The following is a 22,055-nucleotide window of genomic DNA, read 5'->3' as shown; positions in this document are numbered from 1 at the left end:
CATGGATTTCAACGACACGCCCGAAGAAGCCGCATTCCGTGCGAAAGCGCGCGACTGGCTGGCCGCGAATGCCCCAGCCCACCTCATGCCCGATGGCGTGCGCCTGCCCGATACCGAAGAGGCCGAGCGCGGGCGCGCATGGATGCGCGCGCTTTATGATGGCGGGTATTCAGGGATCACGCTGCCCAAGTCGGTCGGCGGACAGGGCGGCACGGTAATCGAGGCGGTCGTCTTTGCCGAGGAAGAGTCCAAGTACCATCTGCCCAAGGGTCCGTTCACCAGCATAGGGACGGGGATGGCGCTGCCGGTCATAAGCAAGCACGGTACGCCCGAACAGATCGCCCGCTTCGCCGAACCGACGCTCAAGGGCGAGCTCACCTGGTGCCAGCTCTTTTCGGAACCATCCGCCGGTTCCGATCTTGCGAACCTGCGCACCAAGGCCGTCCGCGCCGACGATGGCAGCGGCGACTGGATCGTCAATGGCCAGAAAGTCTGGTCGAGCTGGGCTCACCTGACCGACTGGGGCATCCTGGTGGTGCGGACCGATCCGACGGTGCCCAAGCACAAGGGCCTGACATTCTTCGTGGTCGACATGAAGACCCCGGGAATCGATGTGCGCCCGATCCGCCAGATCTCCGGTGCGTCCGATTTCAACGAGACGTTTCTCACCGATGTGCGGATTCCCGACAGCCAGCGGATCGGCGCGGTGGGCGAGGGCTGGGCCTGCTGCATGACCGTCCTGATGGGCGAACGGCTCGGCAGCGGCAGCCACAAGAGCGCGATCGCCGGTCTGCTCGACTATGCCGTAGCGACACCCGACATGATGGGCGGCAACGCGCTCGACAACGGGGCCGTTCGCCAGTCGCTCGCCGAGGCCCTGGCCGAGGAGCAGGCTGAGAAGTACTTCCAGGCGCGGCTGCGGACGATGGTTTCGCGCGGCGAGAACCCCGGCGCGCTCGCCGGAATGGTCAAGCTGGCCTACGCCCGCCGCCTCCAGAAGACGAGCGGCCTCGCGCTGGAACTGCGCGGGATGGATGCGATGGCGCCCGCCTCAGGCGATGCCGCCACCGCCGAAATCCAGATGGACTACATCTGGTCGACCGTTATGCGGATCGCGGGCGGGGCCGACGAGGTCCTGCGCAACCAGATCGCCGAGCGCGTGCTGGGGATGCCGGGCGACGTGCGGATGGACAAGGACGTGCCCTTCGACCAGCTGCGCTGACGCGCTGCGCTTCAGGTCGCTGTGGCGCGCTTTCGCGCTTCGGCCTCTTTCTCGAGAAGAGGCTTCAGTACCTTCTTGAGCACCTTTCCATTCGGATTGTGCGGCAGTTCGGGCAGGATCAAAATCGTGCGCGGCACCTTGTTGTCGGCCAGGTGCTCACGGCAGAACGCGACGAGATCAGCCGGCGTGGCGCTGGCGCCGGAGCGCAGCGATACCGCGGCCGCGACGTCCTCGCCCAGCACGGGATGATCGATCCCCACCACTGCGGCGTTCTGCACCGCGGGATGCTGGTGCAGCACGGTCTCGATCTCCATCGGCGTGATGTTGTACCCGCCGCGAATGATGAGCTCCTTCGAGCGGCCCGCCATGATGAGGTCGCCGTCGTCGTCGAGATAGCCCAGATCGCCGCTGCGCGTCCAACCCTCGCGGAACGAGGCGGCCGTTGCTTCCGGGTCGTTCCAGTACCGCCGCGAGTGCTTCTGGTAGCCGAAGATCTCTCCCACGACGTTGGATGCGGTAATCACGTTTCCGTCCTCGTCGCGCAACTGCATGTTGGCGGGGAGCCGGCCGACGCAGCCGGGCTTCAGCACCTGCTCGCGCGTCGTGGTCATGATGCCGATCCCGCCTTCGGACATGCCGTAGCTGTTGCGCATCCGCACGTGCGGCCACAGCGCCAGTGCGCGAACCACGCTGTCGTGGGGCAGCGGCGCGGTGCCCGTCATCAGGTATTTCACGCCATCGAAATCGTACTGCGCCGCGTCGGGATGATCGAGCACCAGGCGCAGCATGGAAGGGACAAGGTAGACGAGGTCGGGCTTGCGCGACTTTACCAGTTCCAGGAACCCCTTCGGGTCGAACCTGGGCTGGGTGTAGGTCGTGGCACCGCCGCGCGCGGGCAGCATCAGCACGCCGAGATTGCCTCCGGACCCGCTGAACGGAAGGGCGTGGAGCGTCGAGCGGCTTCGGTCCATGTTCGTGCCCGTCACTCCCTTCATCAGGTCGGGATGCGAGATGACGACGCCCTTGATCTTGCCGGTCGTTCCAGACGTGCCGAGGATTTCGGCATCGGCGCTTGCGTCCAGCTTCGTCTGATCGGGCAGAGCGCCGATATCGCGCGGCATGTCGTCGACGTGCCAAACGCGCTCAAGGGGCACTTCGGCGAGCAGCGCGGGGTCGTCCGTCAAAGCGAAGCGCGGGCCGGTAAGTTCGGCGAAGTCGCGGATCTCGCGGGGCGAGAGCCGGGTATTGATCGGGCAGGCGATACCGCCGGCGCGGAACACGGCGAAAACCGCGATGGCATGTTCGACGGCGTGAGCGTTGCTGATCGGCAGGAACACGCGGTCGCCCGGCTTGAGGCCCGCGGCCGCCAGTCCACCGCCGACTTCGTCGGCCTCGCGGTCCCACTGGGCGAAGGTGAGGGTGCGGCGGGTGTCGTCATGCGCGATCTGGTCGGCCTGGTGCACCGCGCGAACCTTCAATGCATCGCTGATGCGCCTGACTTCAATCGCAGTTGGCAAGGCCCTATCCCCTCTTGCGTCTCTTCTCCCCGTATATTACCTAGTTATACAAGTGGGAGCAAGGAGAGTTTGCATGGCTGAGGGCACAACGGCGCCGAAAGACGATATTCTTCAGAGCGAGGAATGGCAGAAAGCCGTCGCTTATTCGATCACGGACGAGGACATCGAGCGCCAGCGCAAGCTTCTCGGGTATGACCAGGCGGCAAAGACTCGCGAGTACATTCAGACCGCGACCGAGGACAACATCCGCAATTTCGCGCACGGCTGCGGTGACGACAAGCCGCTGTTCTGCGATCCGGACTACGCCCGAAGGACGCGCTGGGGCAGCGTGATCGCGCCCGGGATGATGTGTTCGCAGATCAACAAGCCGATGCTTGGCGATCCGGTTCCCGACGAGATCAAGGCACTGCGCAAGAGCCTGTTCAAGGGCATCCACGTGTTCGTCTCGGGGTCGAACTGGGAGTTCTACCGGCCGGTCTTTCCCGGCGACACCATCTACAGCTTCAATGGCGACGAGAGCGTCGAGGTCAAGCAATCGGAATTCGCGGGCCGTTCCGTGATCAAGGTCCGCCGCGACGTGAAGGTGAACCAGCGGGGCGAGGTGGTCGCCGTCTATCGCATCCTGTCGGTCCTTACCGAGCGCAAGACAGCCGTGAAGAAGGGCAAGTATTCCGCGATCGAACCGGCGCAGTGGGACGACGACAGCTTTGCCGAGATCGAGCAGATCTATGCCAACGAGAAGGTTCAGGGGTCGGCCAAGCGGTGGTTCGAGGACATCAAAAAGGGCGACTCGCTGGGCCTTCAGGTCAAGGGGCCGCTGACGGTCACCGACGTGATCTGCTATCACGCCGGCGGCTATGGCTTCGTGCCCTACGCCCCCACCGTCGGGCGGCTGGCGCACAAGAACCGCCAGCGCATTCCTGCGTTCTACGTGAAGAACGAGAACGGCGTGCCCGATGTGGCGCAGCGGCTGCACTGGGATCCGAAGTGGGCCCAGGCGATCGGAAACCCGATGGCCTACGACTATGGCGTGATGCGCGAGAACTACCTCTGGGCCTATCTCAACGACTGGGCAGGCGACGACGCGATCATCACCAATGTCCACGACGAGATCCGCAAATTCAATTACATGGGCGACGTTCAGCGGGTTTCGGGTGAGGTTCTCGCCAAGCGCAGCGAGAACGGCCAGAACCTGGTCGATGTGGCGGTCAAGTTCGTGAACCAGCGTGATGAGGAAACCGTGCGCGCCACGGCGACAATCGCGCTGCCGTCGCGCGAGAATCCGCTGCCGATGTATCCCCAGGTGCCCGCCGAACTCGCCCAGAAGGCGGCGCAGATGATGGCGCGGCATTGGGAACTCGGCGGAAAGTGATAACGCTCGCCTGACGAGTGACCTTTGGGGGAAGCAATGGCTGACGAAGTGCTCGTCGAAGACGAAGGCGGAGTGCGCCTCATCACGATGAACCGGCCCGACCGGCTCAACGCGCTGACCGCATCGATCATGGCCCCGCTTGCCGACGCTGCGGCCGACGCCGCGCGCGATCCGGCGGTGGGCTGCGTCGTGATCACCGGCGCCGGCAGGGGTTTCTGCGCGGGCGGCGACCTCAAGGAAGGCGGAGCCGACAAGGCGGTCGTTCCCGCCAACGCGGGCAGCGGTGGCCGCACCGAGCAGGGCTTTGCCCGGTTGCGTGGTTTCATGGAGACGGCACGCCTCCTTCACGAAATGCCCAAGCCGACCATCGCGATGGTCAATGGCCCGGTAGCGGGCGCGGGAATCGGCATCGCTGGAGCCTGCGACCTTCGCTTCGCCGGCCCGGGCGCAAGCTTTCTCACTGCGTTCGACCGGATCGGCGCCGGGGGCGATTTTGGATCGACCTGGTTCTGGACCAAGATCGTGGGCACGGGCGTGGCGCGCGAACTGTTCCTTCTTGGCGAGAAACTGACCGCGGAACAGGCATTTGCCAAAGGACTTTACACCCGCCTCTTCGCAGAGGACGCGCTGCGCGAAGAAACGTTCAAGGCCGCACAGCGACTGGCCGATGGCCCGCGCATGGGCTTTCGCTACATGAAGCAGAATCTCAACAATGCCGAGGATTACGCGTTCGAGGCCGCGCTCGATGCCGAGGCGCTCAACATGACGCTTTCGACCCAGGCTACGGCGCAAATCTGGAAGGCCAGCCAGAGGAAGGACGGCTAGGATGGACCTGAGCTACGGGGCCGAGGCCGAGGCATTCCGCAAGGAGGTCCGCGCATTCCTCAGCGGGGCATGGCTTCCGCGCGAGCGCCGGGGGGCGGAACTGAAGGACTATGTCCGCAGCTTTCGCCGCGCGGCGATTGAGCGTGGCTATCTCTACCGCTCGATCCCCAAGCGTTATGGCGGGTCGGAGCAACCGGTCGACGTGATCCGCGCACAGGTTATCCGCGAGGAATTCAGCCGCGCCCGCGCGCCGATGGAGGTCGGCGGGAACGGGGTCAACATGACCATCCCCACGTTGCTCGAAAAGGGCACCGAGGAACAGCGCGAGCTTTTCATCCGCAAGACGCTGGAAGGCGAATACGTGTGGGGCCAGGGCTATTCCGAGCCCGGCTCCGGCTCGGACCTCGCCAGCGTCCGGACCAAGGGCGAACTGTCCCCCGACGGCACCCGCTGGGTGATCAACGGCCAGAAGATCTGGACGAGCCAGGGCGGCTACGCGACGCACATGTTCATGCTGGTGCGCACCGAACCCGACGCGCCCAAGCATGACGGTATCACCTACCTGCTGATCGATCTCGACCAGCCCGGCATCACCCGCCGCCCGATCCGGCAGATGACTGGGGAAAGCGGCGAGGGCACGTTCTTCGAGTTCTTTTTCGACAACGCGGAAACCCCGGTCTCGTGGCAGGTCGGCGAACGCGGACGAGGCTGGTATGTCAGCCGAACCACGCTGAAGCACGAACGCGCCGCGATCGGCAGCGCCGACGGGCTCGGCAGCCAGTTCCGCAAGCTGGTCGATCTGGCGAAAGAGACCGGCCGTATCGGTGATCCGCTGACCTGCGATCGACTGGTGGAGATCGAAGGGCGGGTCATGGCCCACCGCTATTCCAGCTTCCGCCTTTTCTCGAACGCGGCGGCGGGTGACGATCCCGGGCCGCTGCAGCTCATGATGAAGCTGCTGCTGACTGAAATCGGCCACGAGATTGCCCTGCTGGCGCAGGAGCTTATCGGCGAGAAAGGCCTGATCGAGCCGGCCAAGGGCGGTAAGGGGCCGCGCGGTCCGAACAAATGGCTCGACCAGATCATGGGGAGCCTTGGCAATTCGATCGCGGGAGGCGCGAGCAACATTCAGCGCAACATCATCGCCGAACGCGGCCTTGGCCTTCCGCGCGACCTCGCCATGAGCGGAGAGCGCTGACGATGCGCTTCCACCTGACCGGGGAACAGGTCGCGATCCAGGATGCGGTGCGCGGCACGCTGGCCGACGTCTGGCCGCTCGAGCGGCTGCATGCCTTTGCCGACGGCACGGCGGATCTTGATCGTCCGAGCTGGAATGCCCTGATGGGGCTTGGCCTCGCGGGGACGCTCCTGCCCGAAAGCGGGATGGGCTTGCTCGAGGCGGCACTTGCCTGCGAGGTTGTTGGCGAAGCGGCTGGAAACGGCCCGCTGATCGGACAGATGCTGGCGGTCTGGGCTGTCGCGCAGAGCGACCGCGCACCCCGCGGACTGCTCGATGACCTTGTCAGCGGCGCACGGATCGCGACGCTGGCGCTGGGTGACAGCGCACTCGTCCAGGCAGCTTCGAGCGCCGACCTGTTCGTCGCCGGCAGCCGCGACGGCGCAATCTCGCTGGTCGAGAGGGGTGACGACGTCACTGTCGAGGAGGTCGTGTCGACCGACCGCAGCCGTCCGATTTCGCGGGTGGCCTTGAGCGGCGGGAAGCACAGCGAACTGTTAGCTCCGGGGGATCCCAACGTCGCTCGCCTGTTCGACGCCGCGCTGGTGCTCGTCGCTGCCGACGCGCTTGGCGGAGCGCAGAAGTGCACCGACCTTTCGGTCGAGTATGCCAAGACGCGCGAACAGTTCGGCCAGCCGATCGGCCGCTTCCAGGGCCTGAAGCACCAGCTCGCCCACATGGCGCTCGACGTCGAGCCGGCGCGTGCGCTGGTATGGTATGCCGCCTATGCCTGGGACGCGGGTCTCGCCGATGCGCCGCGCTCCGCCGCCATCGCCAAGGCGCATTTGGCCGACGTCTATGTTCGTGCCACGCGCGCCGCGATCGCCGCGCATGGGGGAATCGGATACACTTGGGAGTATGGGCTGAACTACTGGTTCAGGCGGGCGATCTACGACCGTGCGTGGCTCGGCAGCCCGCCCGAGCATCGCGCGCGGGCAGCGGAGATGGCGGGTTGGTAGATTTCAGCAAGCTCGCCCTGCCGCTGATGTGCGCGCCGATGAGCTTCGCTTCCTCGGTGCCGCTGGCCGTCGCATGCTCGCGCGCGGGGGTCATCGCCGGCTGGCAGGGCGGAACCGTCACCACGACCGATCAATTCGCGCGATACCTTGCCGGATTGGATGAGGCGGAGGGTGCGCCGCCGATCGTGAACCTGCCCGCGCGGATCGCGGGCGAGGCGACCGGCGAGGAGAAACTGGCGCTGCTCGAACGGTATCGCGCGCCGCTGGTTCTTTCGAGCCTTGGCGACCCGGCCTTGCTGGCGGAGCGGGTTCATCGCTGGGGCGGAAGGGTGGTCCAGGACGTCACGACCATGCGCCACGCCGAAAAGGCGCTGGCCGCGAACGTCGACGGGTTGATGCTGACCTGTTCGGGCGCCGGTGGGCACACTGGTTTCCTCACTCCGTTCGCGTTCGTGCCGGCGGTCCGGCGCATCTACGACGGATTGATCATCGTCGCCGGGGGAATCGCCGATGCGGCGGGCATGGCAGGCGCCCTGGCACTTGGCGGCGACATTGCCTGCATGGGCACGCGGTTCATCGCCACGCCCGAAAGCGGTGTAGTGGACGGACACCGGGAGATGATCCCTGAAACCGGCATCGACCGCATCGTTACCTCAGCCGCCATGAACGGGGTGCCAGCGAACTGGATCCGGGAATCGGTGGAGCAGGCTGGGCTCGACATTGCGACCCTGCCGAATGTGCGGACAGCCATGCCCGAAGGCGTGCGGCCGTGGCGCGACATCTACAGCGCCGGCCAAAGCGTGGCGTTGATCGACCGGGTCGAGCCGGTCGATAAGCTGGTCGCGCGCCTGACGCACGACTTCGCGGCGCGCGTCCCGCAATCCACATGGCGCGCCAGGCTGGCAGAGATCAGCTCTGCCTGGGGCGACTGATGGGCGCATGAGCAGCGCAAGCGATCTTCTCGCGCCCGGCGTCCGGCGCATGCGCCCCGACGATCATTTCATGGTCCTGAGCGAGACTGACGCATCACCGATGCACGTCGGCGCCTTGCTGATGCTCGAGGTCCCCCAAGCGCAAAAGGCCGGCCTCGCCGCGGCCTTCCGCCGTCAGCTTGCCGAGCGGCTGCCGGCCACGCCTTTGCTCGTGCGGCTTTTCCAGTCGCCTGAGGGGTTCGATTCGGACGTCTGGGTCGATGTGGCCGGGGCCGACCTCGACCGGCTCGTAATGGCCGAGGACATGCCGCTGGCAGACGATGCCGCGCTTTATGCCGCGGTTGCCGAGCGCAACATGATCCGGCTCGACCTCACCTCTCCGCCCTTCCTTGCCTATGTCTTCACAGGCCTTCGCGACGATCGCGCGGCAATCTATTTCAAGATGCACCATTGCGTTGCCGACGGGATCGGCTTCCAGGAGGTACTGCGGCTGCTGAGCGACGAGGCTCCGCCTGTTCCGCCGCGCACCGCAGATGCAACGCTGCCCGGCGAGGACGAATGGCGGCGGATCGCCGAAGCGCGATTCGCAGCGGAAGAGGGCCTACGGGGGGCGCAATCGGCGACCCGCAAGCAGGCGCTTGCCGCGCTCGAACCACTGGCCGGCGAGCGCGCCGCTACGCCGGCACTCGACTTAGGCGGCGCGACGTCGAACCGGCGCTCGTACACCACGGTGAGCATCCCGCTCGAACCCTTCAAGGCGGTCGCCGGCAGGCTCGGCGCGACGGTAAACGATCTGTTCCTGGCATGCGCCAGCCATGGACTGCACGATGTCCTTGCGAGCGAGAGCGCCCTTCCTGCCGAGCCACTCGTGGTCAATACCGCGCGCAGTTACCGGCGCGCTGAGCACGGATCGTTCGGCAACCGGATCGTCGCCATGCATCCTCACCTTGCGACGAACCTTTCCGATCCAATCGCCCGGCTTCACGCGATCCAGGCATCGATGCGGTCAGAAATGCGGCGGACCGCCTATGACGAAGCGCTTCTCGATGCGCTGGAGAAGCCATTTGGCGCGCGCGATCGCAGGGCGACGTTTGCCAGGCTCCACGGCAGCGGCGGGCGCGTGCTCCCCGGTAACGTGACACTATCGAACGTGCCGGGCCCCGCTGCAGAGCGCCGCTTCATGGGCTGGCGCCAGCTTCACAACTTTCCCGTGCCGATCATCGGCAGCGGCCGCTTCGCCAATATCACTTCGCGGCGCAGCGGCGCCAATCTCGACATGGGAGTGATCACCGACGCGGCGAAGATCGCCGAAGCGCGGGCGATCGCCCGCGGATTCGAGGAGGGGTTTGCGCAATACGCCGCCCTGGGCAACAACCAGACATCAATCGAGGACTAGACGCATGGCTTTCAGGACACGCATCACCGACTTGCTCGAGATCGAGCATCCGATCGTCCAGGGCGGGATGCAGAACGTGGGGCTCGCGGGCCTGGCCAGCGCCGTCTCCAATGCCGGCGGCCTCGGCATCCTCACCGCACTCGCCCAGCCGACGCCCGCGGCGCTTCGCGACGAAATCGAGCTGTGCCGGTCGATGACGGCCAAGCCGTTCGGCGTGAACCTCACGGTCTTTCCGACGATCAATTCGCCCGACTACAAGGCCTATGCGCAGGCGATCATCGATGGCGGGGTGAAGATCGTCGAGACCGCCGGCACCCCCGCGGTGCGCGAGATCTGGGAGCAGCTTCGACCCCACGGGATCAAGATCCTGCACAAATGCACGGCGGTGCGGCATGCCCTCTCGGCGGAACGAGCCGGGGTCGACGTCATCTCGATCGACGGGTTCGAATGTGCGGGGCATCCGGGCGAGGATGACATTCCGGGCCTGATCCTGATCCCCGCCGCAGCGGACAAGGTGAAGATTCCGATGCTCGCCTCGGGCGGTTTCGGCGACGGGCGCGGTCTTGCCGCGGCGCTCGCGCTCGGTGCCGACGGGATCAACATGGGCACGCGCTTCTGCGCCACGCAGGAAGCAAAGATCCATCCCAACGTGAAGCAGGCATATGTCGACAATGACGAGCGCGGCAGCTTTCTGATCTTCCGGCAGTTTCGCAACACCGCCCGCGTCGGCAAGAGCCCGGTCAGCGAGGAAGTCGTCCGGCGCCTGGCCGAACCCGACGCCAAGTTCGAGGATGTGCGCGAACTGGTAAGCGGGGTCGCCGGCAAGGAACTGCTGGACACGGGCGACCTGTCCAAGGGCGTGTTCTGGGCGGGAATGGTGCAGGGCCTGATCCACGACATTCCCACGTGCGAAGAGCTCCTGACGCGCATCGTCAGCGATGCCGAGGCGATCATCCGGCAGCGGCTTCAGGGGATGCTGGCCTAGGCTAGCGCCCCGTCATTCCATCGTGAGAACGACGCGGCCGGCGGTGGCGCCCGCCGCCGCTTCGTTCATGGCTGCCGCGAACTGAGCCAACGGATAGCGGCTTGCGATCGGCGGGCGCAGGACGCCGTCTGCCGCCAGCGCGAAGACCGTGTTGCGATTGGCCTCGGCCCTGTTCGGCTCGAACTGGCCGAACTGGCGGATATCGACACCGACCAGGCTGGCGCCCTTGATCAGTGCGAGGTTGGTGCGCAGCGCGGTCATTCCGGCGGGAAAGCCGACGACGAGATGCCGGCCGCCCCAGCCGAGCGAGCGGAACGCGGGCTCGGTCGCGGCGCCGCCGACCGGATCGAACACCACGTCCACCGCGCGCCCGCCTGCGGCCGTGCGCACCGCCTCGCGCCAATCGGAATCGTTGGGATCGACCACCGCATCGGCGCCCCCTGAAAGCGCCAGCGCCCGCTTTTCCGGGATGGAGGCCGAGCCGACCACGGTAGCACCCAGATGCTTGCCGACCTGGACGGCGGCATAGCCGGTCGCCCCGCCCGCGCCCAAGACGAGCAGCGTCTCCCCGCGGGCAAGCCGGGCACGGTCGACCAGCGCATGCCACGCAGTCGCGTAGCTGACCGGGAAGACGGCTCCTTCCGAGAAATCGAGCGCGGCGGGCAGCATCCTTACCGCCGCAGCGGGCAGGACGGCGTCGGTCGCGAACATCCCGCCCCAGCCGGAACAGACCACCCGGTCACCAGCGGCGAAGCCGCAATCCGCGCTGCCCGTTGCGGTGACCAGCCCGGCCGCTTCGCTGCCTGGAACGAATGGAAGCGGAGGCTTCACCTGATATCCGCCCCCCGCGGTCAGCACGTCGACGAAGCTGATCCCCGCTGCCTTGATGGCGATCCGCACCTCGCCCGGCGCCGGCTCGCGAAGCTCGATCTCCCGCAGCGAATAAGTCTCGGGCGGCCCGAACTGGTCGGCGATTACGGCGAGGGTCATCGGCAAACCTTGCTTTGGCCGGCGCGGGGGAGCAAGCCCGGATTTCAGTGCGCGGTGCCCGCGAATTGGGAGAAATCCGAATGAAGTACGTCAGACTGGGCAAGTCCGGACTGAAGGTCTCGCAGCTTTGCCTTGGCTGCATGAGCTATGGCGACGCGTCGCGCGGAGGCCACGGCTGGGTTCTGGACGAGGGGACGAGCAGGCCATTCTTCCGGCAGGCGATCGAAGCGGGTATCAACTTCTTCGACACGGCGAATGTCTATTCCAACGGATCGTCCGAGGAATTTACCGGGCGCGCGCTCAAGGAGTTCGGGCGTCGCGACGAGCTCGTCATCGCGACCAAGGTGGCAGGGCCGATGGGCAAGGGCCCGAACCAGACCGGCCTCTCGCGCAAGGCGATCATGCACGAAGTCGACGCCAGCCTGCGCCGCCTGGGTACGGACTACATCGACCTCTATCAGATCCACCGTCTCGATCCGACGACGCCCATGGAGGAAATCCTCGAGGCGCTGCACGACGTCGTGAAGTCGGGGAAGGTCCGCTACATCGGCGCGTCCTCGATGTACGCCTGGCAGTTCGCGACGATGCTTCATCTCGCCGACAAGCACGGCTGGACCAGGTTCATCTCGATGCAGAACCATATGAACCTGCTCTACCGCGAGGAGGAGCGCGAAATGCTTCCGCTGTGCCGCGCCGAGGGCATCGGCGTAATGCCGTGGAGCCCGCTTGCGCGCGGTCGCCTGACCCGACCGTGGGACGAACAGACCGAACGCTCGGGTTCCGACCAGTTCGGCGCGATGCTTTATGGTGGAACCGCCGACCAGGATCGCAAGGTGGTCGATGCGGTTGGTGAAGTCGCCGCCGAACGCGGCGTCCCGCGCGCGCAGGTTGCGCTGGCATGGCTGCTGGCCAAACCAGGCGTCACCTCGCCCATCGTAGGGGCGACGAAGGCCGCCCAGCTTGACGATGCGATCGCGGCGCTGTCGCTTACCTTGGATGAAAGCGAGATGGCGAGGCTGGAAGCGCCATACGTCCCCCATCCCGTTCTCGGCCACCAATAGCGGCTACTGCTGCCCGCCATCGACGCGGACGAGCGCGCCGGTGGTGTAAGACGACGAAGGGCTGGCGAGCATCAGCGCTGCTGTGACAATCTCCTCGGGATGGCCTGGGCGACCGAGCGCGACCGGCTGGCGTTCGCGCTTCTCTGCCTCCCATGCTTCGGCGATGTCCGTCAGGAACGGCCCGGGGCTGATCGTGTTGACGCGCACCTTCGGGGCATACTCGCGGGCAAGAGAGACACTCATCGCGTTGAGCGCGGCCTTGGCCGCGCCATAGGGAACTACCATGGGCAATGCCATAAGCGCGCCTGTCGAACTGATGTTCACGATCGATCCGCCGTCGCCGTCGGCCATGCGATGGCCGATCTGGCTGGCGAGCCGGAAGGGTCCTTTGAAGTTGAGGTTGAGGACCGAATCGAACAGGCTCTCGGGCATCTCGTGGCTGGGGCAGGGCGGAGACATGCCGGCATTGTTAACCAGCACGTCGATCCGGCCGAATTCGGCGTAGGCCGCCTCGATCAGCGCATCGCATTCCGCCCAGCGACCGACGTGCGCGGAAACGGCCAGCGCCCGGCGCCCGAGGGTACGCACTTCACCGGCCACCGCCTCACAGTTTTCGAGCTTGCGGCTGGCCACGACCACGTCCGCGCCGCGTTCGGCGAAGGCGCGGACCATGCGATAGCCCAGGCCGCGGCTGCCGCCGGTGACGAGGACGACCTTGCCGGTGAAATCGAACAGCGGATCGGGGATCATGCGGCATGCTCCATGCGCGTGGGAATATGTTCGCTGGGGAACAGGCCCTTGGCAGGGACAGCGTTCCGCAGGAGGGCTTTGGCAACCTGAACATTGTGCACTTCCGTCGGTCCGTCGGCCAGCGCAAGGCTCATCACTCCGCCCCACCATTCGGCCAGCGGAAGTTCCAGGGTCACTCCCAGGCTTCCGTGGAGTTGGATCGCCCGCTGGACGATGTCGTGATAGACCTTGGCCATCTGCACCTTGCACATCGCGATCCCGGTCCGTGAGGCGCCGTGGGGCAGGCGCCCGGCCTCGATCTCGTCGATCGTCCAGGCGGTGTGGAGTACCAGCAAGCGGAACTGGGCGAGTTCGATGGCGCTGTCCGCGATCATTCCCTGCACGAACTGGTGATCGGCCAGCAGCTTGCCCTGGGTGCGGCGCGACACCGCGCGTTCCAGCATCATGTCGAGCGCGCGCTGGCACTTGCCGACCGTGCGCATCGCGTGGTGGACACGGCCACCGCCAAGACGCGCCTGCGCCACCTTGAAGCCTTCTCCGGAGCCTCCCAGCATCGCGTCGAGCGGAACCCGCACCCGGTTGTAGCGCAGGTAGGCATGGATGCCGCCGTCGCCAGCGTGATCGTCCCCCATCACCTTTACGTGGCGGACGAACTCGATCCCCGGGGTGTCAGTCGGCACGATGAACATGCTCATCCTCTCGTGCGGGGCGGCGTCGGGATCGGTCACCGCCATGACGATCAGGAATGCGGCAAAGCGTGCGTTAGACGAGAACCACTTCTCGCCTTCGATGACCCATTCGTCTCCGTCGCGCGTGGCCTTGCAGACGAATTCCTTGGGGTCCGCGCCGGCCTGCGGCTCGGTCATCGAAAAACAGGACACGATGTCCCCGTCCATCAGCGGCTGCAGAAAGCGTGCCTTCTGCTGATCGGTACCGAACATCGCCAGGATCTCGGCATTTCCCGTATCGGGCGCGGCGGTGCCGAAGACTGTCGGGGCCCAGTAGGAACGCCCGAGGATCTCGTTCATCAGCCCGAGCTTGACCTGGCCATAGCCGGGTCCGCCAAGATGGGGCCCGAGGTGGCAGGCCCACAGCCCTTGCGCGCGCACTTCGTCCTGCAGGGGGCGGATCGCGGCGCGGCTTTCTGCATTCGCAACATCATAGACCGCGCCGTGGCCGGGGAAACGGTAGTCCAGCGGCTCGACCTTCGTGCGCACGAATTCGGCCATCCAGTCGAGCTTCGCCTGGAATTCGGGATCAGTCTGGAAGGACCACATGGGCATCGTCTCCGGTTGTTATCCTGCCTGGCGGCAGAGGTCTTCGGCGCGGGCAAAGTTGGTGGTCACCAGCCGATCGAAGAACCGTCCGGTCTCGGGTGAAAGGATCCCGCATGCGCTTTGCGCGACTTTGTATTCGAGGATGCAGCCGCCCTTGTAGAGCGCAAGGACGCAATAATAGTCGAAGTTCGACAGGTCGCGCCCGGTTCCCGCGGCGTAGTAGCGCGCCAGCTCCTGCCGGGTTGGAAAGTTGGCAATATCGTAAAGCGCGTCGGGATCGATCTCGTCGGGCCGATCCTCGTCGCGAAGCTTGTTGGTGAACCAGGCAAGGTCGATCAGGGGATCGCCGATGGTCGATAGCTCCCAGTCGATCAGGGCGGTCAGCCTCGCCGGGCGATCGAAGGCGAAAAGCGCATTGGGCGTGCCGACGTCGCCGTGGATGATGCCGGCGCGAAAGTCGTCGGGAATATTCGCGCGCAACCAGTCGCGGGCATAGGCGAAGCCCGGTATCTCGCGGCCTTCATAGCCGTAGAGCCGGGGGTACGAGTTGAGCTGGCCCTCCCAGCGATCGACCTGACGCTCGAGGAAGTTATCCGCGCGGCCGAAATCGGAAAGTGCGACCGCGACGTGGTCGACGTTGGCGAGCGCGACCAGCCCGTCGATCATGGCATAGCCGATGCCGTAAGCGCTTGGTGCGGTATCGAAGGGCGGGCGATTGTAGATCTTGCCGTCGCGCAGCTCGGCGGCCCAGCCGTCAACCTTTTCCATCACATAGAACGGTGCGCCGATGATCGCCGGATCGGCGCAACTGGCATGGCAGTGCGGATGCGGCACGGCAGTTCCGTTGAGCGCCGTCAGGACGCGCGCCTCGCGCATGATCCCCTTCTCACTGCCCGGGGGCGGAACCGCCGGGGGGCGACGCAGGACCATCGTGAGCCCGCCCCGGTCGAGGGTAAGGATCACGTTGGAGGTGCCGCCGTGAAGCTGCCCGATCCGCAATGGCCCATCGCCGAGTTGCGGAACATGGCGGTCGAGCCAGGGCGCGAGCCGAGCGGGGTCGGCGAGTAGCGCGATGTCGATCATGCAGGACTTCCCCGTTCCGGCGAATGAAGGCCCGCGCGGATGCTGCCCAGCAGGCGGGTTGCCTCGCGCACTTCAGCAGGGTCGAGGTTCGCGATGAGGCGTTCGGCGATCTCCTCGGCGCGGTCGTTGGCGCGGCGTTGAAGGCGAGTGCCGGCGTCAGTTGGCAACAACAGGTTTGCCCGCTTGTGGTCGGGATTCGGCGCCTGCGAGATGAGGCCGCGTTCCGCGAGTGCGTTTGCCGCCCGCTGCACGACCTGCCGGGGATGGCCCAGCGCGCGTCCGATCTGCGGGACCGTCGGCGGCCGCTGCGCCTCTACCACCGCCGTGAGCACGGTCTGCTCCATCTGGCTGAGGGCGATGCCTTGGCGCGCTTCGGCAAACGCTTCGCGCAGCCTTCCTCCGGTACGCATGATGGCGTCGAGCAGGACGATCAGATAGGAATGAGACGACGACATCGCACATTGGTGTCATGATGACACTATGGTGTCAAGTGCGGGTCACCATCGGGCGGAAAAGGGAAGACGGCGCTTGCCAGTCGATCCGGACCTTGCGCGACGCGATAAGCCACCGGCCGCCATCGTGAACGAGCGCGTCGACGTAAGTGCCACTGTGATCCGGGCCGTTGTCGCTCGTGACCGCAAAGTAACTGCGCGCCTCGGCGCGTTCGCCCTGAACGATGATCAGCGGGTTGGTGATATGGTGGCGCACGAAAGTGCGTCCTTCGACCGGCGCTCCGGCCGAGAGTGCGGTGGCAATCGCCTCCGGCCCCTCGGCGCGCGAACCGGGAAATTCCAGCACGCCGTCCGGCGCGAAGCAGGCCGCGAGTTCGGCAATCCGCCCCCGGTCTCCGGCATACGTGTAGCGCGCGAGAAGGTCCCGGATCGCTTCGCGCGCAAGTGCTTCTGATTGGTCCATAGATATCTCACTTGGTGCACCATGTCTTGACAGGCTCGCCGGCCCGGCACAAGCCTTCACTTCGGGAGAGACCTGCAATGCCTGTACCTGCACACCACATAGTGCCAGAACCGCCGCCGTTCGACCGACCGCCCTATCCCGCCGATATCTTCGCGGGCCAGGTTGTCCTGGTTTCGGGAGGCGGCTCGGGGATGGGGCTGGCTATGGCGCTGGCCTTTGCCCAAGGCGGTGCGGCCGTCGCGATTCTTGGCCGGTCGATCGAGCGGGCCGAGGAGGGCGCGGCGCAGTGCGCGGCGCTTGGGGTGCCCACGTTCGCGACAAGTTGCGATGTTCGTTCGCCCGAAGAGGTGGCGGCGGCGTTCGACGCGGCGGAGGCCGCGCTGGGTCCGGTATCGCTGCTTGCCAACAACGCGGGCGCGAACTTTCCGGTGCTGGCCGAAAACATTTCGGCCAACGCGTGGAACGCGGTCACGCGGATCGCCATCGACGGGACGTTCCTGTGTTCCACCGAATTTGCCAGGCGCCGCATCGCGGCGGGAGCATCCGGGGCGATCATCAATAATTCCGCGCAATACATTTGGACCGGCTTTCCCGGAGATGCGCACTCGGCCGCCGCCAAGACCGCGCAGGCGACGATGACCCGCGCACTGGCCCGCGAATGGGCGCCACACGACATCCGGGTCAACGCGGTGGCTGCGGGCTTCTTTCCCCACGAACGATCAAGCGCCGTTTCGTCTCGTAACGGCCTCGAACCGCTGCAGGGGATGATTCCCGCTGGTCGCACTGGCCGCATTCGCGAATTCGGCTGGCTCTCTGCGATGACCTGCACCCCGCTGCTTGGCGATCTGACCGGCCAGGTAATCGTGCAGGATGGCGGCGAGAGCCTGCGCCGCTCGCTGATGAATCCCGATTTCATTCCACCGCGCGAGCGCGAGGGTGGCCCGTGGGAGTGGCGCTGATGGAATGGTTGGCAGGAAGGAGCGCGCGCGTCATCGGGCCCGATCGCGGTATCCCGGCCGCGCTTGCGGCGCGGGGCGCAGTAGTAGTGGAGGATGGACCCAGCGAACTGCTCGTCCACGTCGCGTCGCCGCCCGATTGCCGTCCGGCGCAGGCAATCGCGCACGCCGACTGGCGGCGAATGCTCGACGACGGGCTTGATCAGCGGTTCTTCTCCGCGCGCGCCTTTGCCGCCGAACGCCGTGCGGCAGGGCGCGGAGGCGCCGTACTTTTCGTCGGCTCTCCCGAACAGTCGGCGGGCGCCGCCCAGGCGGCCGCTGCCGGCGCGCTTGCCAATCTCACCAAGACACTTGGCGTCGAGTGGGCGCGCGACGGCATCCGGGTGAACACGGTTCTCGCCGCACACGATTCGCCCACCCTCGGAACTTTGGCGGCGTACCTGCTCAGCGATTACGCCGCCTATGTCACGGGCATGGTGACTGGGGTCGCACTCGATGACTGATCGAATCCGACTGCAAGGGCAGGCCGCGTTCGTCACAGGCGGCGGAGGCGGGATCGGGCGAGGCATCGCGCTGCGGCTGGCGGAGGCCGGGGCTGACGTGGCGGTGTTCGACATCTTTCCCGAACGCGCCGAGGAGGCGGCCGCCCGCGTCCGTGAGGCAGGCGGACGCGCACTCGCAATTCCAGGCGATGTCATGGATACCGACGCGCTGCGCGCGGCGATCGCCGCCACACATGCCGAGTTCGGGCGATTTGACATCCTGGTCAACAATGCCGGGGGCGTGTCCGCCCGGCCGTTCCTCGAACAGTCCGAGCGCAGCTGGCGCCGTCACATCGACATAAATCTCGTCTCGATGCTTGCCGCGACCCACGCCGCGGCGCCGCTGATGACCGCAGGCGGGCGGGGCGGTTCCATCGTCAATGTCGCCAGCATCGAGGCGAGCCGCGCCGCGCCGAACTTCTCGGTCTATGCCGCATGCAAGGCGGGCATGGTGAGCTTCACCAAGTCCATGGCGCTCGAACTGTCGCAGGATGGCATACGGGTGAACTGCATCGCGCCCGATCACACCACTACGCCGGGCAGCAGCGGCAATCGGTCCGGACCCGTCGATCCCGCGACGTGGCGGCAGCGCTCGGCCGAACAAGTGGACGCCATGAATCGGGTCATTCCGCTGCTGCGCGAAGGTGTCGATCTCGAATGCGGCGATGCGGCGGTGTTTCTCTCCAGCGCGATGGCCAGTTATGTCACGGGCATCCTCTTGCCGATCGATGGCGGGACCTTCGCCGGGTCGGGCTGGGTGCGTGGGCGCAACGGAAAGTGGACGCTGAACGAGGGGCTCGACTTCGGAGGCTAGGCGCTGGCGGTCTTGCCCCAGTACCGATCCTTGAGCAGCCGCTTGTAGAGCTTCCCGTTGTCCAGCCGCGGCAGCGCCATGTCGAAATCGACCGAACGCGGGCATTTCACCGGCGACAGATGCGCGCGGCAATGCGCGATCAGTTCCTGCGCGAATGCGGGTGTCGCGTCGGCGGGATCGAGCGGCTGGACGACGGCCTTCACTTCCTCGCCGAAATCGGGGTTGGGCACGCCGATCACCGCCGCGTCGGCGACCTTGGGGTGCGTGATCAGCAGGTTTTCCACCTCCTGCGGATAGATGTTCACCCCGCCGGAAATGATCATGTAGCTCTTGCGGTCGGTGAGGAAGAGATAACCATCCTCGTCGAGGTACCCGATGTCGCCGAGCGCGGACCAGCCGGGATGGCGCGGGTGGCGGCTGTCGCGGGTCTTGTCCGGATCGCCGAGATACTGGAAGTCCCAGCCGCCCTCAAAATACACGATGCCCGGCTCGTGCGGGGGAAGCTCGTTACCCTCGTCGTCGCAGATATGGATCTTGCCCCAGCTTGCCTTGCCGACCGAACCCGGCTTGCGCAGCCATTCCTCGGCCGTGATGTTGGTCGATCCGTTGCCCTCGGAACCGCCGTAGTATTCCTGGATGATCGGGCCGAGCCATTCGATCATGCGGTGCTTGATCTCCACCGGACATGGCGCCGCGGCGTGGATGACGTGGCGCAGGCTGGACACGTCGTAAGCCAGGCGGGCCGCGTCCGGCAGCTTGAGCAGGCGCACGAACATCGTCGGCACCATTTGCGTCACGGTTACCTTGTAGCGCTCGACGGTCTGAAGCCAGGCTTCGGGATCGAATCTTGGCATTACCACGACGGTTGCACCCAGGCGGTGGCAAGAGGTGCAGAACGCGATGGGTGCGGTATGATACAGGGGTGCCGGCGACAGGTAGACCGATCCCGGGCCGATGCCGTAGTTGAGCGCCGCGCGCTCGGCCAGCATGTGCGGAGCGGTGGGATCGCCGCCCGCAAGGGGCAGGCGAATGCCCTTGGGCCGGCCCGTGGTGCCGCTGGAATAGACCATGTGAAAGCCCGCGCTCTCGTCGGCGATCGGCGTGGATGGCATCGCCGCGATGGCTGAGTACCACTCATGCAAGCGAAGGATGTGCGCCAGCTTCGATGGCCGGTTTGCTTCGATATCCGCCAGTCCGGCGATCTCGTCGGAGCTCACCAGCAGCCGCGCCTCGCTGTTGTCGAGAATGTAGTGCGCTTCCTCGCCGGTCAGGGCGGTCGCCACAGGCGTGATGTACAGGCCGGCTCGCTGCGCCGCCCAGTACACGCACAGGAACTCCACGCAGTTAGGCAGCCAGACCGCAACGGTCTGGCCCGTTTCGATGCCGAGCGAGCGGAAGAGCTGCGCGCCCTGATTGGCGACCTTTTCGAGCTCGCCGCACGTCACTGACTTCCCGGTATCGCTCATCACGATCGCCAGCCGCTCGGGAAAGGCTTCGGCATGAATGCGGGGATGCGTCATGTTGCCTGCCCGGCGATCGCGCGCGCGGCAGCGCGCAACTGATGCTTGAGCACCTTGCCCGTTGCGTTGCGCGGGAAGTCCTCGACGATCTCCAGCCGTTCGGGCGTCTTTGCGCGGGCGATTCCCGCCTGTGCGAAATGCTCGGCCACGCTGCCCAGGGTCAGCTGCGCGCCCGGGCGGACGATGACGAAGGCGCAGACGACCTCGCCCATCCTCGCGTCGGGCGCAGCGACGACCGCGGCCTCGACGATGTCGGGATGCGTGAACAGGATGTCCTCGACCTCGCGCGAGGAAATATTCTCGCCGCCGCGGATGATGACGTCCTTCTTGCGGTCGGTGATCACCAGGTAGCCATCGGCATCGCGGCGGCCAATGTCGCCCGTGCGAAACCAGCGGCCCGGCAGAAACGCTTCGGCATCGAGCGAGGCGTCAAAGTAGCCGAGAAACAGCTCCGGCCCGCGGGTCACCAGTTCGCCTTCCTCGCCATCGGGCAGGAACCGGCCCTCCTCGTCGACGAATGCCATCTCATTTCCGCGGGTCAGCCGGCCTTCGGTGCCAAGGCGCTTCTCGATCGGATCGTCGGAATTGCCGGCGGTAACGGTGGGATGCTCGCTCGAGCCATAGCTGCGATAGGGGCGCAAGCCTCGCGCCTCGGCCCGGGCGATCAGGCCCGCCGGAACGGGCGCTGCGCCGACGAGGCAATTGGTGAGGCTCGACAAGTCGCGCCGATCGCGATCGGCCGCGTCGAGAATGCCGGACAGGTGAAACGGGGTGAACGAACTGGAATTGATCGCGTGGCGTTCGATCAGTTCGGCGGCCGTGCCGGCATCCCACTGGTCGGCAAGGACCATGGACGCATCGCCGGCAAGGAAGCGCATCAACGAAATCGCGCCGGCCACGTGCCCGGGAGGCCATGGCGAGAAGATGCGCTCGTCAGGAATCGCGCGGCGCTGCCATGCTGTCGCGGATAGTTCGGCGATGAGGGTGCGGTGCGAATGACGCACGCCCTTGGGGTCGGCAGTCGTGCCCGAAGTATAGACGAGCATGGCCATGTCGTCCGGACTAGAGGAATGGGCTTCCTGGACCGGGACCGACCGTTCCAGTTCACTCCACGGCACCGTGCCCGCCGGTGCCGCGCCTATGACGACGTGGTGGGCAAGGGCGGGCAACGGCCCGCAGTCCGCAACGATCGCGGCGAAGTCGGCTTTGCGGAAGGTATCTGGGGTAATGAGGATCTTCGCCTGCGACTGGCGCAGGATGAAGCCAAGCTCCCTGGCGCCATAGATCGACACCACAGGTAGCAGCACCGCTCCGCAATGCGCCGCCGCCACCGCCGCGACGAGCCATTCGGACCATGCCGGAAGCTGAACCGCCACGACATCGCCGGGCTCCACCCCCAGCGCGCGCAGGTTTGCGCCAGCGATCTCGCCGCGCGCATGGAGTTCGCCAAGGGAAACATCGGCCGGACGCACATTCGAGACGACGACCAGCCTGCGGTCGGCGGCGCGCTGCGCGCCATCCCGATAGAGACCGGCCAAAGTCGGCCCGTAGATTTCGCGCATGTGCCTGCTCTCCCGGCAATCGGCAGCTTGCGCATGTGCAGCGATTGACAGAACCTGTCAAACCTAGTGAACTAGCTGGCGAAATTGCGGCAGTTTCTTGCCGTATCTTGCCGGGGGGTGCTAATGGCCGGTTCAAATCT

21 protein-coding genes are annotated in these 22,055 nt (G+C 66.0%); 12 read left to right on the top strand and 9 right to left on the bottom strand.

Going from position 1 to position 22,055, the window contains the following annotated elements; genetic code table 11:
* Nucleotide 1: 1 nt before the first annotated feature.
* Entirely contained in the window at nucleotides 2-1,222 is a 1,221-nt protein-coding gene (locus tag ACFO0A_RS12405) for an acyl-CoA dehydrogenase family protein (protein ID WP_379539322.1), read from the top strand.
* Between the two features lie 11 nt (nucleotides 1,223-1,233).
* On the opposite strand, the gene ACFO0A_RS12400 is transcribed toward ACFO0A_RS12405, so the two are convergent.
* The gene (locus ACFO0A_RS12400) at nucleotides 1,234-2,739 is read right to left on the bottom strand and encodes a class I adenylate-forming enzyme family protein (protein WP_379539321.1); all 1,506 of its coding nucleotides are present in this window, start codon (nucleotides 2,737-2,739) and stop codon (nucleotides 1,234-1,236) included.
* Nucleotides 2,740-2,812: 73 nt separating this feature from the next.
* On the opposite strand from ACFO0A_RS12400, the gene ACFO0A_RS12395 reads away from it, so the two are divergent.
* From ACFO0A_RS12395 to ACFO0A_RS12365, 7 genes are read left to right on the top strand one after another with little or no spacing between them, the layout of a single operon-like run.
* Entirely contained in the window at nucleotides 2,813-4,111 is a 1,299-nt protein-coding gene (locus ACFO0A_RS12395) for an FAS1-like dehydratase domain-containing protein (protein ID WP_379539320.1), read from the top strand.
* A gap of 36 nt (nucleotides 4,112-4,147) precedes the next feature.
* Nucleotides 4,148-4,936, top strand: a complete 789-nt coding sequence (locus ACFO0A_RS12390) for an enoyl-CoA hydratase-related protein (RefSeq protein WP_379539319.1) — start codon at nucleotides 4,148-4,150, stop codon at nucleotides 4,934-4,936.
* Between the two features lies 1 nt (nucleotide 4,937).
* On the top strand, nucleotides 4,938-6,134 hold the full coding sequence (locus tag ACFO0A_RS12385) for an acyl-CoA dehydrogenase family protein (RefSeq protein ID WP_379539318.1): 1,197 nt from the start codon (nucleotides 4,938-4,940) through the stop codon (nucleotides 6,132-6,134).
* Nucleotides 6,135-6,136: 2 nt separating this feature from the next.
* Entirely contained in the window at nucleotides 6,137-7,132 is a 996-nt protein-coding gene (locus ACFO0A_RS12380) for an acyl-CoA dehydrogenase family protein (protein ID WP_379539317.1), read from the top strand.
* Nucleotides 7,126-8,064 carry an NAD(P)H-dependent flavin oxidoreductase gene (locus tag ACFO0A_RS12375; protein WP_379539316.1) on the top strand — a complete coding sequence of 313 codons (939 nt, stop codon included), beginning with the start codon at nucleotides 7,126-7,128 and terminating at the stop codon, nucleotides 8,062-8,064. The genes ACFO0A_RS12380 and ACFO0A_RS12375 overlap by 7 nt, the downstream gene beginning before the upstream one ends.
* A gap of 7 nt (nucleotides 8,065-8,071) precedes the next feature.
* On the top strand, nucleotides 8,072-9,460 hold the full coding sequence (locus ACFO0A_RS12370; protein ID WP_379539315.1) for a wax ester/triacylglycerol synthase domain-containing protein: 1,389 nt from the start codon (nucleotides 8,072-8,074) through the stop codon (nucleotides 9,458-9,460).
* Nucleotides 9,461-9,464: 4 nt separating this feature from the next.
* Nucleotides 9,465-10,445, top strand: a complete 981-nt coding sequence (locus tag ACFO0A_RS12365; protein WP_379539314.1) for an NAD(P)H-dependent flavin oxidoreductase — start codon at nucleotides 9,465-9,467, stop codon at nucleotides 10,443-10,445.
* A gap of 12 nt (nucleotides 10,446-10,457) precedes the next feature.
* Here ACFO0A_RS12365 and ACFO0A_RS12360 read toward each other — a convergent pair whose 3' ends face one another.
* Nucleotides 10,458-11,435: an NADPH:quinone oxidoreductase family protein gene (locus ACFO0A_RS12360; protein ID WP_379539313.1), complete on the bottom strand. Its 978-nt coding sequence runs from the start codon at nucleotides 11,433-11,435 to the stop codon at nucleotides 10,458-10,460.
* 80 nt (nucleotides 11,436-11,515) lie between these two features.
* Here ACFO0A_RS12360 and ACFO0A_RS12355 point away from each other — a divergent pair, with 80 nt between their 5' ends.
* Complete coding sequence (locus ACFO0A_RS12355) at nucleotides 11,516-12,496, top strand: aldo/keto reductase (RefSeq protein ID WP_379539312.1); 981 nt, start codon at nucleotides 11,516-11,518, stop codon at nucleotides 12,494-12,496.
* Between the two features lie 3 nt (nucleotides 12,497-12,499).
* Here ACFO0A_RS12355 and ACFO0A_RS12350 read toward each other — a convergent pair whose 3' ends face one another.
* Genes ACFO0A_RS12350 through ACFO0A_RS12330 form a run of 5 tightly spaced genes read right to left on the bottom strand, consistent with a single transcriptional unit; the run spans nucleotide 12,500 to nucleotide 16,521 of the window.
* Complete coding sequence (locus ACFO0A_RS12350; protein WP_379539311.1) at nucleotides 12,500-13,246, bottom strand: SDR family NAD(P)-dependent oxidoreductase; 747 nt, start codon at nucleotides 13,244-13,246, stop codon at nucleotides 12,500-12,502.
* A complete protein-coding gene (locus ACFO0A_RS12345) occupies nucleotides 13,243-14,529 on the bottom strand; it encodes an acyl-CoA dehydrogenase family protein (RefSeq protein WP_379539310.1) in 1,287 nt (428 codons plus the stop codon). The genes ACFO0A_RS12350 and ACFO0A_RS12345 overlap by 4 nt, the downstream gene beginning before the upstream one ends.
* A gap of 12 nt (nucleotides 14,530-14,541) precedes the next feature.
* Entirely contained in the window at nucleotides 14,542-15,606 is a 1,065-nt protein-coding gene (locus ACFO0A_RS12340) for a phosphotransferase family protein (RefSeq protein WP_379539309.1), read from the bottom strand.
* Nucleotides 15,603-16,061 (bottom strand): MarR family winged helix-turn-helix transcriptional regulator, encoded by a 459-nt coding sequence (locus ACFO0A_RS12335; protein ID WP_379539308.1) that lies wholly within the window; start codon nucleotides 16,059-16,061, stop codon nucleotides 15,603-15,605. The genes ACFO0A_RS12340 and ACFO0A_RS12335 overlap by 4 nt, the downstream gene beginning before the upstream one ends.
* Nucleotides 16,062-16,092: 31 nt before the next feature.
* Nucleotides 16,093-16,521 (bottom strand): nuclear transport factor 2 family protein, encoded by a 429-nt coding sequence (locus tag ACFO0A_RS12330; RefSeq protein WP_379539307.1) that lies wholly within the window; start codon nucleotides 16,519-16,521, stop codon nucleotides 16,093-16,095.
* A 77-nt stretch (nucleotides 16,522-16,598) separates the two neighbouring features.
* On the opposite strand from ACFO0A_RS12330, the gene ACFO0A_RS12325 reads away from it, so the two are divergent.
* From ACFO0A_RS12325 to ACFO0A_RS12315, 3 genes are read left to right on the top strand one after another with little or no spacing between them, the layout of a single operon-like run.
* Complete coding sequence (locus ACFO0A_RS12325) at nucleotides 16,599-17,480, top strand: SDR family oxidoreductase (RefSeq protein ID WP_379539306.1); 882 nt, start codon at nucleotides 16,599-16,601, stop codon at nucleotides 17,478-17,480.
* Entirely contained in the window at nucleotides 17,480-17,980 is a 501-nt protein-coding gene (locus ACFO0A_RS12320; protein WP_379539305.1) for an SDR family oxidoreductase, read from the top strand. Before ACFO0A_RS12325 ends, ACFO0A_RS12320 begins: the two co-directional genes overlap by 1 nt.
* A complete protein-coding gene (locus ACFO0A_RS12315; protein ID WP_379539304.1) occupies nucleotides 17,973-18,833 on the top strand; it encodes an SDR family NAD(P)-dependent oxidoreductase in 861 nt (286 codons plus the stop codon). The genes ACFO0A_RS12320 and ACFO0A_RS12315 overlap by 8 nt, the downstream gene beginning before the upstream one ends.
* Here ACFO0A_RS12315 and ACFO0A_RS12310 read toward each other — a convergent pair.
* Together ACFO0A_RS12310 and ACFO0A_RS12305 are read right to left on the bottom strand one after the other, a co-directional pair.
* Nucleotides 18,830-20,353: an acyl-CoA synthetase gene (locus ACFO0A_RS12310; protein ID WP_379539303.1), complete on the bottom strand. Its 1,524-nt coding sequence runs from the start codon at nucleotides 20,351-20,353 to the stop codon at nucleotides 18,830-18,832. The genes ACFO0A_RS12315 and ACFO0A_RS12310 overlap by 4 nt on opposite strands.
* A complete protein-coding gene (locus ACFO0A_RS12305; protein WP_379539302.1) occupies nucleotides 20,350-21,915 on the bottom strand; it encodes an AMP-binding protein in 1,566 nt (521 codons plus the stop codon). Before ACFO0A_RS12305 ends, ACFO0A_RS12310 begins: the two co-directional genes overlap by 4 nt.
* Nucleotides 21,916-22,055: the final 140 nt, after the last annotated feature.

The organism is Novosphingobium tardum (assembly GCF_042652045.1).
Classification (GTDB): Bacteria; Pseudomonadota; Alphaproteobacteria; order Sphingomonadales; family Sphingomonadaceae; genus Novosphingobium; species Novosphingobium tardum.
Note: the sequence above shows the minus strand (reverse complement) of the source record. Positions and strands in the feature narration are given on the sequence as shown.

Bases quoted from the DNA above. Each gene is read 5' to 3' on its own strand.
- ACFO0A_RS12370 (WP_379539315.1), top strand. From the start codon at position 8,072: ATGAGCAGCGCAAGCGATCTTCTCGCGCCCGGCGTCCGGCGCATGCGC.
- ACFO0A_RS12310 (WP_379539303.1), bottom strand. From the start codon at position 20,353: ATGACGCATCCCCGCATTCATGCCGAAGCCTTTCCCGAGCGGCTGGCG.
- ACFO0A_RS12405 (WP_379539322.1), top strand. From the start codon at position 2: ATGGATTTCAACGACACGCCCGAAGAAGCCGCATTCCGTGCGAAAGCG.
- ACFO0A_RS12315 (WP_379539304.1), top strand. From the start codon at position 17,973: ATGACTGATCGAATCCGACTGCAAGGGCAGGCCGCGTTCGTCACAGGC.
- ACFO0A_RS12340 (WP_379539309.1), bottom strand. From the start codon at position 15,606: ATGATCGACATCGCGCTACTCGCCGACCCCGCTCGGCTCGCGCCCTGG.
- ACFO0A_RS12390 (WP_379539319.1), top strand. From the start codon at position 4,148: ATGGCTGACGAAGTGCTCGTCGAAGACGAAGGCGGAGTGCGCCTCATC.
- ACFO0A_RS12335 (WP_379539308.1), bottom strand. From the start codon at position 16,061: ATGTCGTCGTCTCATTCCTATCTGATCGTCCTGCTCGACGCCATCATG.
- ACFO0A_RS12360 (WP_379539313.1), bottom strand. From the start codon at position 11,435: ATGACCCTCGCCGTAATCGCCGACCAGTTCGGGCCGCCCGAGACTTAT.
- ACFO0A_RS12395 (WP_379539320.1), top strand. From the start codon at position 2,813: ATGGCTGAGGGCACAACGGCGCCGAAAGACGATATTCTTCAGAGCGAG.
- ACFO0A_RS12330 (WP_379539307.1), bottom strand. From the start codon at position 16,521: ATGGACCAATCAGAAGCACTTGCGCGCGAAGCGATCCGGGACCTTCTC.
- ACFO0A_RS12365 (WP_379539314.1), top strand. From the start codon at position 9,465: ATGGCTTTCAGGACACGCATCACCGACTTGCTCGAGATCGAGCATCCG.
- ACFO0A_RS12385 (WP_379539318.1), top strand. From the start codon at position 4,938: ATGGACCTGAGCTACGGGGCCGAGGCCGAGGCATTCCGCAAGGAGGTC.
- ACFO0A_RS12380 (WP_379539317.1), top strand. From the start codon at position 6,137: ATGCGCTTCCACCTGACCGGGGAACAGGTCGCGATCCAGGATGCGGTG.
- ACFO0A_RS12320 (WP_379539305.1), top strand. From the start codon at position 17,480: ATGGAATGGTTGGCAGGAAGGAGCGCGCGCGTCATCGGGCCCGATCGC.
- ACFO0A_RS12350 (WP_379539311.1), bottom strand. From the start codon at position 13,246: ATGATCCCCGATCCGCTGTTCGATTTCACCGGCAAGGTCGTCCTCGTC.
- ACFO0A_RS12355 (WP_379539312.1), top strand. From the start codon at position 11,516: ATGAAGTACGTCAGACTGGGCAAGTCCGGACTGAAGGTCTCGCAGCTT.
- ACFO0A_RS12325 (WP_379539306.1), top strand. From the start codon at position 16,599: ATGCCTGTACCTGCACACCACATAGTGCCAGAACCGCCGCCGTTCGAC.
- ACFO0A_RS12305 (WP_379539302.1), bottom strand. From the start codon at position 21,915: ATGCGCGAAATCTACGGGCCGACTTTGGCCGGTCTCTATCGGGATGGC.
- ACFO0A_RS12345 (WP_379539310.1), bottom strand. From the start codon at position 14,529: ATGCCCATGTGGTCCTTCCAGACTGATCCCGAATTCCAGGCGAAGCTC.